At 58.0% G+C, this 13,808-nt stretch carries 21 protein-coding genes and 1 tRNA gene; 15 read left to right on the plus strand and 7 right to left on the minus strand.

What is annotated here, in order from left to right; translation table 11 throughout:
• Positions 1-14: 14 nt before the first annotated feature.
• A complete protein-coding gene (locus tag P0G09_RS11295) occupies positions 15-2,591 on the plus strand; it encodes a DUF927 domain-containing protein (protein ID WP_275252692.1) in 2,577 nt (858 codons plus the stop codon).
• On the opposite strand, the gene P0G09_RS11300 is transcribed toward P0G09_RS11295, so the two are convergent.
• The gene (locus P0G09_RS11300; RefSeq protein WP_275252693.1) at positions 2,563-2,994 is read right to left on the minus strand and encodes a hypothetical protein; all 432 of its coding nucleotides are present in this window, start codon (positions 2,992-2,994) and stop codon (positions 2,563-2,565) included. The two genes, P0G09_RS11295 and P0G09_RS11300, sit on opposite strands and share 29 nt — an antisense overlap.
• Between P0G09_RS11300 and P0G09_RS11305 the strand changes: the two genes are divergently transcribed.
• From P0G09_RS11305 to P0G09_RS11340, 8 genes are all read left to right on the plus strand, one after another.
• Entirely contained in the window at positions 2,993-3,721 is a 729-nt protein-coding gene (locus tag P0G09_RS11305) for a hypothetical protein (protein WP_275252694.1), read from the plus strand. The two genes, P0G09_RS11300 and P0G09_RS11305, sit on opposite strands and share 2 nt — an antisense overlap.
• Positions 3,722-3,767: 46 nt before the next feature.
• Entirely contained in the window at positions 3,768-4,196 is a 429-nt protein-coding gene (locus tag P0G09_RS11310; protein WP_275252695.1) for a VRR-NUC domain-containing protein, read from the plus strand.
• Positions 4,197-4,199: 3 nt separating this feature from the next.
• A complete protein-coding gene (locus tag P0G09_RS11315) occupies positions 4,200-4,514 on the plus strand; it encodes a hypothetical protein (protein ID WP_275252696.1) in 315 nt (104 codons plus the stop codon).
• Positions 4,504-4,929 carry a hypothetical protein gene (locus P0G09_RS11320; RefSeq protein WP_275252697.1) on the plus strand — a complete coding sequence of 142 codons (426 nt, stop codon included), beginning with the start codon at positions 4,504-4,506 and terminating at the stop codon, positions 4,927-4,929. Before P0G09_RS11315 ends, P0G09_RS11320 begins: the two co-directional genes overlap by 11 nt.
• Before the next feature lie 239 nt (positions 4,930-5,168).
• On the plus strand, positions 5,169-5,717 hold the full coding sequence (locus P0G09_RS11325; RefSeq protein ID WP_275252698.1) for a 3D domain-containing protein: 549 nt from the start codon (positions 5,169-5,171) through the stop codon (positions 5,715-5,717).
• Positions 5,718-5,730: 13 nt separating this feature from the next.
• Positions 5,731-6,042 (plus strand): hypothetical protein, encoded by a 312-nt coding sequence (locus tag P0G09_RS11330; protein ID WP_227618765.1) that lies wholly within the window; start codon positions 5,731-5,733, stop codon positions 6,040-6,042.
• Positions 6,039-6,218 (plus strand): hypothetical protein, encoded by a 180-nt coding sequence (locus P0G09_RS11335; RefSeq protein WP_275252699.1) that lies wholly within the window; start codon positions 6,039-6,041, stop codon positions 6,216-6,218. Before P0G09_RS11330 ends, P0G09_RS11335 begins: the two co-directional genes overlap by 4 nt.
• Positions 6,215-6,466, plus strand: a complete 252-nt coding sequence (locus tag P0G09_RS11340) for a hypothetical protein (RefSeq protein WP_275252700.1) — start codon at positions 6,215-6,217, stop codon at positions 6,464-6,466. Before P0G09_RS11335 ends, P0G09_RS11340 begins: the two co-directional genes overlap by 4 nt.
• A 43-nt stretch (positions 6,467-6,509) precedes the next feature.
• Here the strand turns inward: P0G09_RS11340 and P0G09_RS11345 are convergent, their stop codons facing one another.
• The 6 genes from P0G09_RS11345 to P0G09_RS11370 form a co-directional block, all read right to left on the minus strand.
• Positions 6,510-6,881: a hypothetical protein gene (locus P0G09_RS11345; RefSeq protein ID WP_275252701.1), complete on the minus strand. Its 372-nt coding sequence runs from the start codon at positions 6,879-6,881 to the stop codon at positions 6,510-6,512.
• The gene (locus tag P0G09_RS11350; protein WP_275252702.1) at positions 6,881-7,153 is read right to left on the minus strand and encodes a hypothetical protein; all 273 of its coding nucleotides are present in this window, start codon (positions 7,151-7,153) and stop codon (positions 6,881-6,883) included. The genes P0G09_RS11345 and P0G09_RS11350 overlap by 1 nt, the downstream gene beginning before the upstream one ends.
• Before the next feature lie 97 nt (positions 7,154-7,250).
• On the minus strand, positions 7,251-7,703 hold the full coding sequence (locus P0G09_RS11355) for a hypothetical protein (RefSeq protein WP_275252703.1): 453 nt from the start codon (positions 7,701-7,703) through the stop codon (positions 7,251-7,253).
• A 19-nt stretch (positions 7,704-7,722) separates the two neighbouring features.
• On the minus strand, positions 7,723-7,890 hold the full coding sequence (locus tag P0G09_RS11360) for a hypothetical protein (RefSeq protein WP_275252704.1): 168 nt from the start codon (positions 7,888-7,890) through the stop codon (positions 7,723-7,725).
• 144 nt (positions 7,891-8,034) lie between these two features.
• Entirely contained in the window at positions 8,035-8,271 is a 237-nt protein-coding gene (locus P0G09_RS11365; RefSeq protein ID WP_275252705.1) for a hypothetical protein, read from the minus strand.
• A gap of 14 nt (positions 8,272-8,285) precedes the next feature.
• Entirely contained in the window at positions 8,286-8,450 is a 165-nt protein-coding gene (locus tag P0G09_RS11370; protein WP_275252707.1) for a hypothetical protein, read from the minus strand.
• Between the two features lie 895 nt (positions 8,451-9,345).
• On the opposite strand from P0G09_RS11370, the gene P0G09_RS11375 reads away from it, so the two are divergent.
• The 6 genes from P0G09_RS11375 to P0G09_RS11400 all read left to right on the plus strand — a co-directional run bounded on the left by P0G09_RS11375 (position 9,346) and on the right by P0G09_RS11400 (position 13,803).
• Positions 9,346-9,420: transfer RNA gene (locus tag P0G09_RS11375), tRNA-Gly, on the plus strand.
• Between the two features lie 16 nt (positions 9,421-9,436).
• Positions 9,437-10,084 (plus strand): ParB N-terminal domain-containing protein, encoded by a 648-nt coding sequence (locus P0G09_RS11380; protein WP_275252708.1) that lies wholly within the window; start codon positions 9,437-9,439, stop codon positions 10,082-10,084.
• Positions 10,039-10,674 carry a ParB N-terminal domain-containing protein gene (locus tag P0G09_RS20885; RefSeq protein ID WP_342760531.1) on the plus strand — a complete coding sequence of 212 codons (636 nt, stop codon included), beginning with the start codon at positions 10,039-10,041 and terminating at the stop codon, positions 10,672-10,674. Before P0G09_RS11380 ends, P0G09_RS20885 begins: the two co-directional genes overlap by 46 nt.
• On the plus strand, positions 10,641-11,390 hold the full coding sequence (locus P0G09_RS11390; RefSeq protein ID WP_275252709.1) for a hypothetical protein: 750 nt from the start codon (positions 10,641-10,643) through the stop codon (positions 11,388-11,390). Before P0G09_RS20885 ends, P0G09_RS11390 begins: the two co-directional genes overlap by 34 nt.
• 8 nt (positions 11,391-11,398) lie before the next feature.
• Positions 11,399-11,932, plus strand: coding sequence for a hypothetical protein (locus P0G09_RS11395; protein ID WP_275252710.1), 534 nt, complete (start codon positions 11,399-11,401; stop codon positions 11,930-11,932).
• Entirely contained in the window at positions 11,929-13,803 is a 1,875-nt protein-coding gene (locus P0G09_RS11400) for a terminase gpA endonuclease subunit (protein WP_275252711.1), read from the plus strand. The genes P0G09_RS11395 and P0G09_RS11400 overlap by 4 nt, the downstream gene beginning before the upstream one ends.
• Positions 13,804-13,808: the final 5 nt, after the last annotated feature.

A 13,808-nucleotide genomic window follows, 5' to 3' on the forward strand; every position in this document is an offset into this window, starting at 1 on the left:
CTTGGAGGAACACCGTGGATAAAGTAAATCTTGACGAGCTGCTGAACTATAAAGAGGAATACAGCAAGTTCGTGCAGAAACCCGAATATAAAAAAGAGCGCATGACAAGCCTCTGCCCCTTCCACGACGACCGCAAGCCCAGCTTTTCCGTGGATCTCAAAACCGGCAAATTCGTCTGCTTCGCCTGCGGCAAGGCGGGCAACTACGTCAGCTTCCGAGCGGAGCTGGACGGCTGCTCCAACGCCGACGCCTACAAGCGGATTCTCCGAGAGCGTGGCGTGGACGAAGCCAAAAAAGAACCGGCTCGCCCACAGGACTACACCGTGGATGACTACGCCAAAGAAAAGAACCTCCCGGCGGACTGGCTGCGGATGGTTTGCAGCCTGGAAAGCGCCAAGGAAAAGGACGGCACTCCCTACGTCAAAATCCCCTACTTTGGCGAGGACGGCAAACCCAAGGTCACCCGCAAGCGTATGGGGCCGCACAAGTTCAAGTGGGGCTTCGGCTCGGCTGGAAATATGCTGCCCTACGGCCTCTGGCGTAAAGAGGGTTTAGAAATAGCAGGCAGCTGCATCTTGGTGGAGGGAGAGAGTGATGCGCAAACCCTTTGGTTCCTCGGCTACCCCGCCCTGGGCATTCCGGGCGCTTCCACGTTCAAACCCGAATGGGCGGAAAGCCTCAAAGGGATAGAAACGCTCTACATCCACAAGGAACCCGACCAAGGCGGCCAAACCTTCCTGGGCAAGGTCGCCCACGCTCTGAAAGATGCCGGCTTTGAGGGAGAGGTCGAAACCTTCTCCTGCGCAGACGGCGGAGCGAAAGACCCCTCCGCCCTGTACCTCGACCTGGGCAAGGAAGCCGCCCAGGACAAGCTGGAAGAACTGCTGGCAGCAGCGCAGCCCCTGGACTTGGAACACCTCGACGACGCCCTCCCAGTGGCGATTGAGGGCGCACCCAAGAACCTGCGGCAGCCGCCCGGCTGGCTTTACAGCGATCACGGCATCAGCCGGATAGACGAAAAGACCGAACAGCCGGTCTGCATCTGCAGGACGCCGATTATACTGACCAAGCGCCTTAAAAAGACCGACACCGGCGAAGAAAAGATAGAAGTCGCCTGGAAGCGGGACGGCAAATGGCATGACGCGATTTTTCCCCGCTCCATGATCTTCCAGAGCCGCAGCATCACGGTGCTGGCGGACAAGGGCTGCACCGTAACCAGCGAGAACGCAAAACAGGTGGTGCGTTTCCTTGGCGCCTTGGAGCAAGAGAACATCGACGCCCTCGGCCTGCAGGAAAGCACCTCCACCTTCGGCTGGCAGTCAAACCACCGTTTTCTTCCCGGCCACGCCCCGGACATGGTGCTGGACATCGAACCCAGCATGACCCGCTGGGCCACCGCCTACTGCAAGAACGGCACCCTGGAAGCCTGGGTGGCAAGCATGGCTCCGCACCGCAGCCGCCCCCGGTTCCGCTTCATACTGGCCGCCAGCTTCGCCGCCCCCCTGCTGGCGATCATCAAGCAGCGAATCTTCTTCGTGTACAACTGGGGCGGCAGCCGGGGCGGCAAGACCGCCGCCCTGAAAGCAGCCCTGTCTGCCTGGGGCGACCCGGAACGGCTCATGGCCAACTTCAACGCAACACAGGTGGCCTTGGAGAGAATGGCCGGCTTTTACTGCGACCTCCCGCTCGGCATAGACGAGCGCCAGCTTGCAGGCAACAAGCAAGAGGGCTTGGAAAAGATCGTGTATATGCTGGCCAACGGCACCGGGCGCAGCCGGGGCAGCAAGGACGGCGGCCTGCAGGAGCTGCGCACCTGGCGCAGCGTGATTCTGGCGACAGGCGAGGAACCCATAGGCAAGGCGAACAGCCAGACCGGCGTGAGTACCCGAGTGCTGGAAGTAGTGGGCGCCCCCTTCGAGGATGAGGCCAGCGCCAGCGATATGCACCAACAGGCAGCGCTAAACTGCGGCTGGGCAGGCCCGGCGTTCATACAGTACATTCTGGACATGGGCGACGCCGCCATAATAGACGAGTACGCCGAGGTGCTGGAACGCATCCGGGCGCTCATGGGAACCCGGAACGGCAGCCACACCGCAGCGGTCGCCACAGTGACCCTTGCAGATCAGATGCTTTCCCGCTGCATCTTCGGAGAGAACGCCGAAACGGCGCAGATGGAGGCCCAGCACATGGCCAACTGCATCACGGCAGGCATCCAAGAACAGGAGCAGCCGGACGTGAACGAACAGGCCGCCCAGTACATCAGCGACTGGATCAGCGCCAACGCCAACAGTTTCACCGACACCAACGCCATCGGCCAGAGGTACGGCAGCATTGAGAACGGCACGGCCTTTATCCTGCCCACCATCCTGCGGGAAGCGCTGGAAAAAGGCGGCTTCTCCTACCGCAAAACCATGAACTGGCTGGCAGAGAATGAGATCATACAGATCGACCCGCACGGAAAGTATCAGATACAGAAAAAGTTCGGAGGCAGAAACTGCCGCATGGTCGCCATAGACACCGAAGCCCTGCAGAACCCGCCCGACCCGGCAGGCTTCCGGGAAATCACCGACAAGGACGACTTGCCCTTCTAAGCCCGGTGCGCAAGCCCGCAGAAAGCCGTAACGCCAACAACAGCAACTTTCCCGGCTGGAACTTTTGCGGCATCCACGGCGCAATTTTTTTCCAGTGGAAAAAACAAGGGCGTGGTTCATACGGACAGGCAACACCGACAAAACACCACAGTAGCACATTCAAGAACGCATGGGTGTTACCAAAAACACGCGAAAATCCGCTCTTTTTAACAAGAAGCAACACCAGTAACACCAAAAAAACAAATACATTCGTGACGAAGCGGAGAGCGCCCCGCCGCCCTCTTTTCGTATATACGAGTAGCAAAAAGAAGGTGTTACCTGCTACCTCCGATTTTTGCGCGATAAAACGTAAAAGCGATGTAACACCAGTAGCACCTCCCCACACAGAAAGGACAAAGAACATGGAAATCAACGCTACAAACGAAGCCCGCAGCACCGAAACCGAGAACGCCACCCATGACACCTGGTTCCGCTTGAGCCTCGACCTGCACACGCCACGCGACAAGGGCGGCTCGAACCCCGATTCTAACCTGAGCTTTTCCGGGACGACCCCGGAGGCCTTCGACCACGCCCTCGCAACCATCCTGGACGTGGTGACCTCCACCGTGTACGGCGGACAGCTCAACGGCCTGCAGGAGATCATCGACCACGATGTCTCCGAACTGCGGGCCAGCAGCGAAAAGGCGCAGAACAGCGCCGCCACCTTGGAGGACATTCTGCGCCGGGAGCCACCCGAGGACGACACCCAGCAGCCCAAGCGTAACCCCGCCCTGGACGTGGACACCCCGAAGATCAGCACGGTGACCGAGCCTCGCCCCAGCTTCGCCCCCCCTAAGCCCAGCGCCCGAGGCGCAAAAGGTTTGATGTTGCTCGCCTGCCCGGGCTGCAAGCACACCTTCAAGCACTTCGCCCGGGAGAACACCGACAAGGTTAAGTGCTTCTGCGGCACAGAGGTGCCGGTGGACAACGTCACCCGCTTCGAGTTCACCTGCAAGAAATGCGGCAAACTTTCCTACGGCTGGACAAACATCGAAACGGCGGTCATTGAGGCGGGTGCTTTGAACTGCGTCTGCGCAGCGCCCGCCCCGGCAATGACCTGGCACCCTGCCGCCCGGAAATACCGCGGTTAAAATAAAACGCCCGCACCGGGAAGGTGCGGACAGATCGGAGAAACGCATGAACTACAAAAACCCGCTTCCTTCCCCCTACAACTACGAAAAGCTCGGCGCATACCTCCACGCCCTAGTTGATGCAGGCTCAGCCCGCAACGTGACCGAGGCCAGGAAATTGGCCCGCAGGCTGGTGCCCTCGGAGGCAAAGATTCAGAAAGAGATCCTCGCATACCTCCACAAGGAGGTGGGCGGCTTTTGGTGGAAGGACGCCGCCGGGCCGTACCAGCAGAAGGGCATCCCGGACATTGTAGGCTGCCACGAAGGGCATTTCTTCAGCTTCGAGGTCAAGCGCCCCTTGGTGGGCGAACTGAGCGCCATTCAGCGCCACACCCTGGCAGCCATCAACGCTGCAGGCGGCACCGCCTACGTCGTAACCAGCGTGGATGATGTGCGCCGGGTGTTCGACCCGCAGCAGAACGAAAAGGAGTGGTGACCCTTGCCATACATGAGCCTCCGGGAACAGCGGCACCTGCTGCGGCGATACCTCAAGCAGTACCGCTTGGAGCGGACGCCAGCGCACCGCCAGGCTGTGCAAGACACCCTGCTCCACCTCGACCCGATGCACCCCGCCGCCCCGATCATGCGCCTGCGGTACATAGACTGCCGCAGCTGGCGGGCAACGGAGCTGCGAACCTACTACTGCCACAGCAGGGCCTTTGAACTGGAAACCCGGGCCATAGACGACCTGCTCCAGGTTCCAGAGGTTCAAGACGCAATAACAAAATGGGAGGAAACGCACCGTGACGCTTGAAGAAGCCTGCCGTCTGCTCGACCCGAACACGACGGCAGAGGAACTGGCGAAGATCGAATATTACAACGGCTTCAACGGTAAAAAGGCCTGCATTGAGGCCATCAACGAAGCCTGCACACTGTTGGTGGGAGCTGTCCGCAGCGCCCACCACGAAGCACGGAGCGGCACCGCCCCGGACAGCACCAAGGTCTACCTTGTACCCGAGTACGAAATCAAAGAGATTTTCAATGACATCGGGCGCAGCGAATGGAAAACAAAGACGTCGCCCCGAGAGCGCTTCTTGTGCCTGTCGCACACCTTGGACAACTGCCCGGCGCTGGTGGCCGTGGACAATACCACCGGCGACGCCTGGACGGAGGATTTTACAAGCCTTCCGGCGGCGCTGGAATGGCTCAACAGGGAGGATAAAAAATAAATGGACTGGATTTGTGGATTTTTGACCGGCTGCATTGCGGGCTGTATTTCTGGCTTGGTTCTTACGCCTTGCCGCAAGGAAACGGTTGTAGTTGTAACCAGAACTCCGCGCTTGGGTGGCGTGTTGCGGATGGATTGGAGCCGCTGCGAGTTTCCTGGATTGCCCGATGGATGGAACCCCGCAGACCACCCGCTGGAAGCAGAGGGCGAAGCTCTCGACCCGGTAGGAGGTGGCGCAGAATGAAGAACCTTGAACGGCTCGCGCTGGTTGGCGCACTGGCAGCAGCGGTCTTTGTGGAAGGTTCGCTGAACGCCCGGGTCAAAGACCTGGCACAGCAGCGGGACATCTACCAAAGCCGCTCCGCCAACTGGGAGCGGGACGCCCTCAACTGGCAGACCGAGGCGAAAGAAGCGGAGGCGCAAGTCGCAGATCTCAAAGCCGCCCTGGAAGCGGCGCAGGCTGGCCCCGCCGGGCTTGAAGTAGCATACCTCGGGGAGTTTAACTGCACTGCCTACTGCTCGGAGCAGTACGAGCATATCTGCGGCACCGGGGACGGCATCACCGCCAGCGGCGCACCTGTGCAGGCAGGCGTGACCGTAGCAGCAGACCCGGACGTTTTGCCCCTCGGCTCTGCGGTATACATTGAGGGCGTCGGTCTGCGGTACGTCCAAGACACTGGCAGCGCCGTGAAGGGTAAAGCCCTGGACGTGGCGGTGGAAACCCACAGCGAGGCGCTCTCCTGGCCTGGATACGGAACGCACAGGGTCTGGCTGCTTGAGGCCGAATAATAGGAGGTGCAGCATGGACAAAGTAAGGCCGATCGACGCAACGCCGCTCGAAAAAGAGATGATGGAATACGCTCAGTACATTGGCCGCGAAACCACGAACGAGTGCGAAAGCACCGCCGAAAGCTGTGCGGACATGGTAAGCAGCGCCCCGACCATTGACCCGGAAAGCCTGCGTCCAAAGACGCGCATGAAGTATAACGCTTTAGACCGCACTGTAACATGCCTGAGTTGCCTTGGAGATATAAAGCTCGGAGATTATGACAATCCAGAAGATGTCAAGTATTGCCCGTTTTGCGGACTCAAGGCGGAGGAACTACTGCAATGACTAACCCTTGCTTCCACTGTGCAGATCGCCACCCGGTCTGCCACGACACCTGCGAACGGTACAAGGCCTGGCAGGAATTTCACGCCGCAGAGGTGGCGGACAAGCGCCGCAAGAACGACTTCGACGAGGAATTCTGGCACGGCAACCCGCAGCGGCGACGGAGGCGGCACAGATGAGCCGCCCCAAGGTTCAGCCTCCGCAGTTCATAGCAGTGACGGCGGACGAATACGAACTGACCCTCGGCGCCTTTGATACAGTCAAAGAGCTTGCAGCTTGGAGCGGTCACAAGGTCTTCGCCATATACCAAAGCCTTGAGTATGGGCGCATACTACGAAAAGGCCCGGCCAAAGGCTGCAAGGTGCTGCGGTATACCGATGGACACTATACCGCCGGGATCCTGATGCCAAAACCCCGGCGCAAATAACAAAACCGCCTGCGGTGGGTGTTATACCTGCCGCAGGCGGTTCTTATGCTCTTGGATATTCGGGAACAGGCTCCCACGAAAACGGAAATTCTTTGTCGGCCAGCCCCTGGCCGTTCCACGGCGTCTGGTAAGTAACCTCCATCCCGACCTCTGCGCCAGAGCCATCAACCAAGATCAGCATCAGGCCATCTTTGAGCGGCGTGTCCGCTTCATAGCCGCCGCTCCACTTCGTAGCAGTACACCACCGCACAAGATCGTCGCAGAGCCGCTGCCGGACGCATACCCGCCCGGTCTCTTGGATGCGGTACACATCCTCGGAAACGCCGGTCTGCTCCCCGATGAGCCGGACATGGCGCACATAACGGAAACGATCTCTGCCGTTGGTCTCCACGATTTTTGTATTCAGCCCAGCCATCAGCGCCGCCCCGCTGCTGCAGATTCACCCAGCAGGTAAACCCAGTGCCGCCCGGTTTCGTCCCGCTGCCACTCGCCGCCCATAGCCTCAAAGGCGGAGGTCATGCCAGCATAGGCGACCTGGTACATATTTGGCACCGGCTCGCCGTTGTCATCATACGCCAGGGTGCCAGCAGCCTGCTGCTCTGCAACAATCCGCTGCGCGTAGGCCCACTGCATGTCGAGCTTTTCAGCCATCCCCCGGAGAGCAATGCGAAAATCAGATTTTTTCATACTAAAAACGTCCTTTCTGTGGTTGGCTCCCACGACCATCTTGCCGGCCTCGGCAAAATGGTTTCGGCTGCTGCCAGGCAGCCATCATCAGGTGAGTTTATTTCTTGAGGCGCTCCGCCACGGATGCCCAAAAGCTGCGGGCTTCTTTGTGGCGCAGGACGTCCGGGTGATTTTCGCCCCAGTCCCAGGCCTCCCGCTCGATGTAGGGGTCAAGCTCCTTTGCCAGCCCCATGAAGTGCTCCGCCAGCGCGGACGTGTCCATGCCGGTGACGACCTCGATCTCCGCGTGCTCCTCGTTCCAGCGGTGGGCTTCGTTCCGCGTCGCCCAGCTATTGGTGAAGATTGCAATCGGCCAGGAGCAAAGGTTATACTTTGCCGTGCTGGGCTGGCCGTTCCGCTTGAGCTTCATCAAGCTGTAAGAGCTGCCGCACCAGCTCGGGTCGCCGGGCGACCTTTCGATGAACCACAGGCCGTTGTCGTTCTTGAAGTACGCCCCGGACACCCGGACAATGTCCCCGGTCTTCATTTCCACGCCGTTCTTGTCAACCATGAGAAACGCTCCTTTCAAATCAGCCAAAGTACTTGGCAACAAATTCTTCCTTGCTGAGAACGTGAGAATCGTACACATACTCGATAGCGTCAGCGGAATCCATGTCCACACCCTCAACAAATTCTCTGACCTGGCCGCAGAGGTTATGCTCGCGGATGTACTGCTTCATCATTTCCAAGTTTTTCATTTTTCGTATCCTCCGTTCAATGTGTTCCTTTCGGTGTCTGTGTCTTACCACATAAACGCCGGAAACTCCACTGGCAAACAGTCCAATGATACAGGGCGCAGTTTGTCTCTTTTGCTCCGCTCTGGGCAATAAAAAAAGATGGGGTCAAACCCCATCAGAATAGAGCCGCTCTGCCCGGAACACCGGCGCCATGGAGTAGTGCCAGGGCATGACCCACTCGCCGCTGTCAGATACCCGGATCATCGCCCGCTTGACCCCCTCCCCGGAAAACTCGGCCTTGACCGACTTCTCCGTGCGGGACAGCACCTTCATCAGGAACACGCACTCGTGGTTGCAAGCGCTGCGGGCGTAGTAGACAGAACCAACTTCAAACTTGAACATAACAGAAACCTCCCTTATTCTTCGACCTTGACGGCGGCAGCCCTTGCGGAAAGGGCTTTGTACTCGTCGTAGGTGATACCGAAACGCGCATAGGCCTTTTTGATGCAATACTGGACATTGCGCCGATCTTCCTCGGTCAGTACTTCATCAATCATACCAGCCAGATACTCGAACGTCATTTTTGTTTTCCTCCGTTTCTTTGTTGTGCCTGTGTCTTACCACACAACCGCCGGGAACTCAATCGGCACAGCGTCCAATCTTCGGACGGCGAATTTGTACTCTTTGCTCCTTGACCGCCCGGTGCAAAACCGCTATCATATAAAGCACAGCCCCCGCAGGAGTCCGACCCTGCGAGGGCTGCATACCGGGGTGCATCAGGCCTTAGCCTTCATCTTCGGCTTCGGCCTCCCAGACTTCCTCTGGGCTGACACGTTCAACGCCATCTTCACCGATAAAGCCGTAACCCGTGTCCAACATGGTATGCACCCCCTTTCATAGGCGCCTGGCTCGTAACAGCTGGGCGCCTTTTCTGTGTGTATGATACCACGCAAACGCAGTAAATCAATGCGCATAGAGTCCAATAAATACTGCGTGTGTATGGTAAAACTGTACGAAATGGATTTGTCAAGCCCTATTTTCAAAAAAGTTGCGATTTTGAGAAAAGAGCGGACTTTTTTGGTCTTTTTCTATGCTACACTGGGAGTATGCAGAGGACATTCACAAGGACGCAGGGCTTTTATTCCTCCTTTCACCTGCGCCCCGCTAACGTACAGCCAGGGCAACCGGGTGCCGAGCTTCCAGCCCGACCAGCAGGGAGCGAAGCACCCGGAAACCTTGGATTTATGCGGCAAAACGACAGCCGCAGAACGCACGGCAGGATTGCACGGAGAGCGCACGGCGCACGGTACAAGGCCGCCCAGGGCGGCGCAGGTACTACCTGGCAAGAACTGGCAGCGGGGCAGTGAAGGCGCGAAGTGTTCCCGCGCGAAAACCAAAATTTTTCGACCATTTCGCTACGTCAAGCGCAGTAAATGCCCGCCGCAGCCCCAGAACAAACCACAATTTTTTCATTTTGCGTGCATAGCTCAACAGGTAGAGCGCCCACCTTCCAGGCGGGTGACGTTGGTTCAAGACCCGCTGCACGCTCCAACAAGAGGACGAACACATGGAGATCGAAACCCGGCGGCTTGCCGACCTGAAACCGGCAGACTACAACCCCCGCAAAAAGCTGGAACCGGGTGACCCGGAATATGAGAAAATCGCCCGCAGCATTGAAACCTTCGGATACTGCGACCCGATCATCATAAACCGGGACGGCACCATCATCGGAGGACACCAGCGGACGCAGGTGCTCCTGGACATGGGAGCCGAAACCGCAGACTGCGTTGTGGTAGACCTTGACCCCGACAAGGAAAAAGCCTTGAACATCGCCCTCAACAAGATCACCGGCAGCTGGGACGAAGCAAAGCTGGCCGACCTGATCGGCAGCCTTGACCTTGAGGACTACGACCTCACAAAGACCGGCTACTCCGAGCCGGAACTGAAATCCATCCTCGCCCAGGTCACCGTGACCCCTGACGACTTCGGCCAGGAATTCAGCCTCCCGAACAGGCAGCAGGTTCTTTCCCACACTATGAACGTCACCCTGCACAAGCAGCAAATCGCCCTCATCCGGGCAGCGCTGGCGCAGGCAGAAAACGAGGGCCTCGGCGAAACCTACGGAAACACAGACAAGAACGGAAACGCCCTCAGTAAGGTGGTGCAGGAATGGCTCAAGCAGAACACAAGCTCGTCCGAGAGCGACGACTTCTGACCTCAATTCACCCGGCAGAGTATAACCCCCGCAAGGAGCTCAAGCCGGGTGACCCCGAGTTTAAGAACATCCAGCGCAGCCTGAAAGAATTTGGTTACGTTGACCCGATCATCATCAACAAGGACGGCACCATCATCGGCGGCCACCAAAGAGCCTCCGTTTTGAAGTCCCTGGGCTACACCGAGGCAGACTGCATCGTGGTAGACCTCAAGAAGCAGGACGAAAAAGCCCTCAACATCGCCCTGAACAAAATCGGAGGTCAGTGGGATATGAGCCTCCTGCGGGACGCTCTCCAAGACCTGACCCTCAGCCCGGTGGACGTAAACGCCACCGGCTACAGTGACGACGAACTCAGCGTCATTCTCGGGGATGTCATGCTGGAAAAGCAGCACGAAGAAAGCCCCATCGACAGAATGACCTTCACATTCAGCCTGGAGCAGTACGCCGACCTGCAGCAGGCCTTGCAGATCATCGGCGCAAAGTACAAGCCCGACCAAATGGAAACCTTCGGGAACACCAACAAGACCGGGAACAGAATTTACATGGTGGTGAAAGAATGGGTAGAGCAAAAGAAATCCAAATCCGGGTGATACCCTCGAAGATCGCAAACCCATTCATCCGGGCGCACCATTACAGCGGCAAGGTCGTGAATAACTCCTGCCTCCACTTCGGAGCCTTCCTTGACGGACGCCTCCACGGCGTCCTGAGCTATGGCCCCAGCTTGGACAAGAAGAAGATCATCGGCCTGGTAGAGGGAACCGCCTGGGACGGCTTTCTGGAGCTCAACCGCATGGCCTTTGACGACTACCTTCCCCGGAACTCGGAGAGCTACTGCATCGCAAAGACCATCCGCCTGATCAGGAAGCAGGCGCCGCAGGTAAAATGGATTATCAGCTTTGCAGACGGCTGCTCCTGCGGCGACGGCACCATTTACCGGGCCTGCAATTTCGTTTTGACCGACATCAAGCGGAACGATGCCCTCTGCCTCCTGCCGAACGGCGACAAAATCCACAAGATGACCCTGCACAGCAACCCGACCTCCCCCCGCCCGGAGCTTGGAGGCCGTACCTTCTACGAGGTGACCGGCGGCAAGTACGACTGGGACGCTTACGTCAAAGAGGTTGGTGGCACCATCCTGCCAGGCTACCAGCTGCGCTATATCTATTTCATAGATTCCGAATACAGGAAACGGCTCAAAGTTCCCGAGATACCGTTCAGCCGTATCGACGAACTCGGAGCCGGTATGTACAAGGGCCAGCAGGTATCCCAGGCGGAGCGACACGCCGAAAGCCACTTTGAACAGTAGGAGGAAGCATGGCAGCAGAACCCGGCGGGCAGCTTTACGAATCTAAGGTCATAGCCCAGCTTTTTGGCGTTTCAGTTCGCCGTATCCAGCAGCTTACACAGGATGGCATCCTGGAAACGGTACACATCCCCGGACAGCGGAATAAATACGACCTCATTCCCACGATTCAGGCATATATCAAATACCTGTCAGATAAGGCGTATGGCCGGGAAGCGAAGCTCTCGGAAACCGAACTGCGGGAAAAGAAGCTGCAAGCGGAAATTGCCCTCAAGGAATCGCAGACCGAGCTTCACCAACTCCGCACCGCCATTGCGAACGGCAAATATATCAGCATAGAGGAAGCGCAGGCGGACTATACGAAGTTCTTTGCAGTCCTCAAGCGCTTTTGCTCCGGCCTCCCGAGCCGGGTCGTTGGCATGATCGGCACAAGAATCTCCCCCGTGGAGAGTAGAGAATTGGAGAAAGACTTGAACAAAGAGATCAACGACATTCTCCGCACTTTCGTCCTTGCAGCAACCGTCAAGGACGGTGACGGTGGATGAAACCCACGGCAGCCCAGCAGCCCCGGTTCTATAAGTTCCGAAAGTACCAGGTGCCCCAGTACATCAAAGATGCCCTGGACGCCCTAAAGCCGCCGGATGATATAACCGTAAGCCAGTGGGCTGAACAATACCGCCAACTCAGCCGCAAGGAATCCAACCTGCAAGGCGCCTGGCGAAACAGCGTCACCCCCTACCTCGTAGGCATCATGGACGAATTCAACAACTGGGAAACGGAGCGCATAGTCGTGGTGAAACCCACCCAGGTGGGCGGCACAGAGGCCGAGCTTAACGCCCTCGGCTACCTGATAGACCAAGACCCCGCCCCGACCCTGATTGTTTACCCCAACGACGAAATCGCCGAAAGCACCTCGTCCAACCGCATAATGAGTATGCTGGAATCTCCCCGCTTGCGGCGGCATTTTCTCAAAAACGCCAGCAGCAAGAAAGAGTTACAGTTCACCACAGATATGTACATCGCCCTCACCGGCGCAGGATCTGCGGCAGACCTGTCCAGCAAGCCCATCCGCTACCTTTTCCTGGACGAGGTGGACAAGTTCAAGGCGGCGACCACCCAGGAAGCCGACCCCATCAGCCTGTCCATTGAGCGAACCAAAAGTTACTTCTCCAACCGCAAAATCTACATTTGCAGCACCCCCACACTAAAGACCGGCCACATCTGGAAAGCAAAGGAAGCCTGCGACATTGAAAAACACTTCTTTGTCCCCTGCCCCCATTGCGGGAAGTATATAGAGCTAAAATTTGCACAAATCCGCTGGCCGGGCAAGGATGAGGGTCTAAGCGAAGGTGACCGGGCGGAGGCAGCACAGTACATCTGCCAGGAGTGCAGCGGGGCCATTACAGACCACGACAAGCCCGCCATGCTGCTAAAGGGAGAATGGCGGAACGTCCGCCAGAGTGCCCGCACCGCCCGCAGCGTTGCTTTTTGGTTCAATACCCTATACAGCCCCTTCACCCGATTCTCGGAAATTGCCCGGGAGTTTATGAAGTCCAAGGACGACCCCGACAAGCTGCACAACTTCGCCAACTCCTGGCTCGCGGAGCCTTGGGAGGACACGAAGCTCAAAACCAGCGCCGACCTCGTGCAGGAACGCCAGACGGAGCTTGAAATGTTCGAGCTTCCGCCCTGGACGAAGCTCCTGACCGGCGGCGTGGACGTGCAGGAAACCTGCCTCTATTGGACTATCCGGGCCTGGGGCGATTACAGCACATCCCAAAATATAGCCCACGGCCAAGCCGCCAGCTTCGGCGAGGTCGTAGACATAATGAACCTGGAATTCAAGCGGGACGACGGCCAGCAAATGCTGGTAGACCTCGCCCTCGTCGATTCCGGCGACCAAACAGAGGAAGTCTATGACTTCTGTATGCAGAACTCGGAATGGGCGCTTCCAGTAAAAGGCACAGACACGATGCTCAGCAACTATAAAATCTCGACCATCAACAAGGCAGGCTCCGCCGCCTACGGTATGCGCCTGGTTCTCGTGGACGGCGGCAAATACAAGGATGCTATTGCTTCTCGTATGCGCCGCCCGAACGGCAAGGGCAGCTGGATGGTCTACAAGGGCGTTGACCAGGAATACTGCGAACAGGTCACTGCCGAACACAAGATCACCGAACGTGCCACCAACGGCACAGAGCGCACCCGCTGGGTGCCAAAGACCAGCCATCCAAACAACCACTTCCTCGACTGCGAGGTCTACGCCTACGCCGCAGCGGAAATGCTCGGAGTACGCAGCCTCCACCTGCAAAACAAGGGCAGCGCAGCCCAGCCGGAAGCGCAGCCCGCACCGCGGCAGCGCACCGACACCACCCCAGAGGAAAGCTGGATTCATCAGAACGACGGCTGGTTTTAAGAAAG

Source organism: Faecalibacterium sp. DFI.5.82, assembly GCF_029076575.1.
Lineage (GTDB): Bacteria > Bacillota > Clostridia > Oscillospirales > Ruminococcaceae > Faecalibacterium > Faecalibacterium duncaniae.

Coding starts and splice junctions, on each gene's coding strand:
- P0G09_RS11305 (WP_275252694.1), top strand. CDS start 2,993: ATGGAAATCAACGCTACAAACGAAGCCCGCAGCACCGAAACCGAGAAC.
- P0G09_RS11300 (WP_275252693.1), bottom strand. CDS start 2,994: ATGTTCTTTGTCCTTTCTGTGTGGGGAGGTGCTACTGGTGTTACATCG.
- P0G09_RS11310 (WP_275252695.1), top strand. CDS start 3,768: ATGAACTACAAAAACCCGCTTCCTTCCCCCTACAACTACGAAAAGCTC.
- P0G09_RS11325 (WP_275252698.1), top strand. CDS start 5,169: ATGAAGAACCTTGAACGGCTCGCGCTGGTTGGCGCACTGGCAGCAGCG.
- P0G09_RS11330 (WP_227618765.1), top strand. CDS start 5,731: ATGGACAAAGTAAGGCCGATCGACGCAACGCCGCTCGAAAAAGAGATG.
- P0G09_RS11335 (WP_275252699.1), top strand. CDS start 6,039: ATGACTAACCCTTGCTTCCACTGTGCAGATCGCCACCCGGTCTGCCAC.
- P0G09_RS11340 (WP_275252700.1), top strand. CDS start 6,215: ATGAGCCGCCCCAAGGTTCAGCCTCCGCAGTTCATAGCAGTGACGGCG.
- P0G09_RS11345 (WP_275252701.1), bottom strand. CDS start 6,881: ATGGCTGGGCTGAATACAAAAATCGTGGAGACCAACGGCAGAGATCGT.
- P0G09_RS11350 (WP_275252702.1), bottom strand. CDS start 7,153: ATGAAAAAATCTGATTTTCGCATTGCTCTCCGGGGGATGGCTGAAAAG.
- P0G09_RS11355 (WP_275252703.1), bottom strand. CDS start 7,703: ATGGTTGACAAGAACGGCGTGGAAATGAAGACCGGGGACATTGTCCGG.
- P0G09_RS11360 (WP_275252704.1), bottom strand. CDS start 7,890: ATGAAAAACTTGGAAATGATGAAGCAGTACATCCGCGAGCATAACCTC.
- P0G09_RS11365 (WP_275252705.1), bottom strand. CDS start 8,271: ATGTTCAAGTTTGAAGTTGGTTCTGTCTACTACGCCCGCAGCGCTTGC.
- P0G09_RS11370 (WP_275252707.1), bottom strand. CDS start 8,450: ATGACGTTCGAGTATCTGGCTGGTATGATTGATGAAGTACTGACCGAG.
- P0G09_RS11380 (WP_275252708.1), top strand. CDS start 9,437: ATGGAGATCGAAACCCGGCGGCTTGCCGACCTGAAACCGGCAGACTAC.
- P0G09_RS20885 (WP_342760531.1), top strand. CDS start 10,039: ATGGCTCAAGCAGAACACAAGCTCGTCCGAGAGCGACGACTTCTGACC.
- P0G09_RS11390 (WP_275252709.1), top strand. CDS start 10,641: ATGGGTAGAGCAAAAGAAATCCAAATCCGGGTGATACCCTCGAAGATC.
- P0G09_RS11395 (WP_275252710.1), top strand. CDS start 11,399: ATGGCAGCAGAACCCGGCGGGCAGCTTTACGAATCTAAGGTCATAGCC.
- P0G09_RS11400 (WP_275252711.1), top strand. CDS start 11,929: ATGAAACCCACGGCAGCCCAGCAGCCCCGGTTCTATAAGTTCCGAAAG.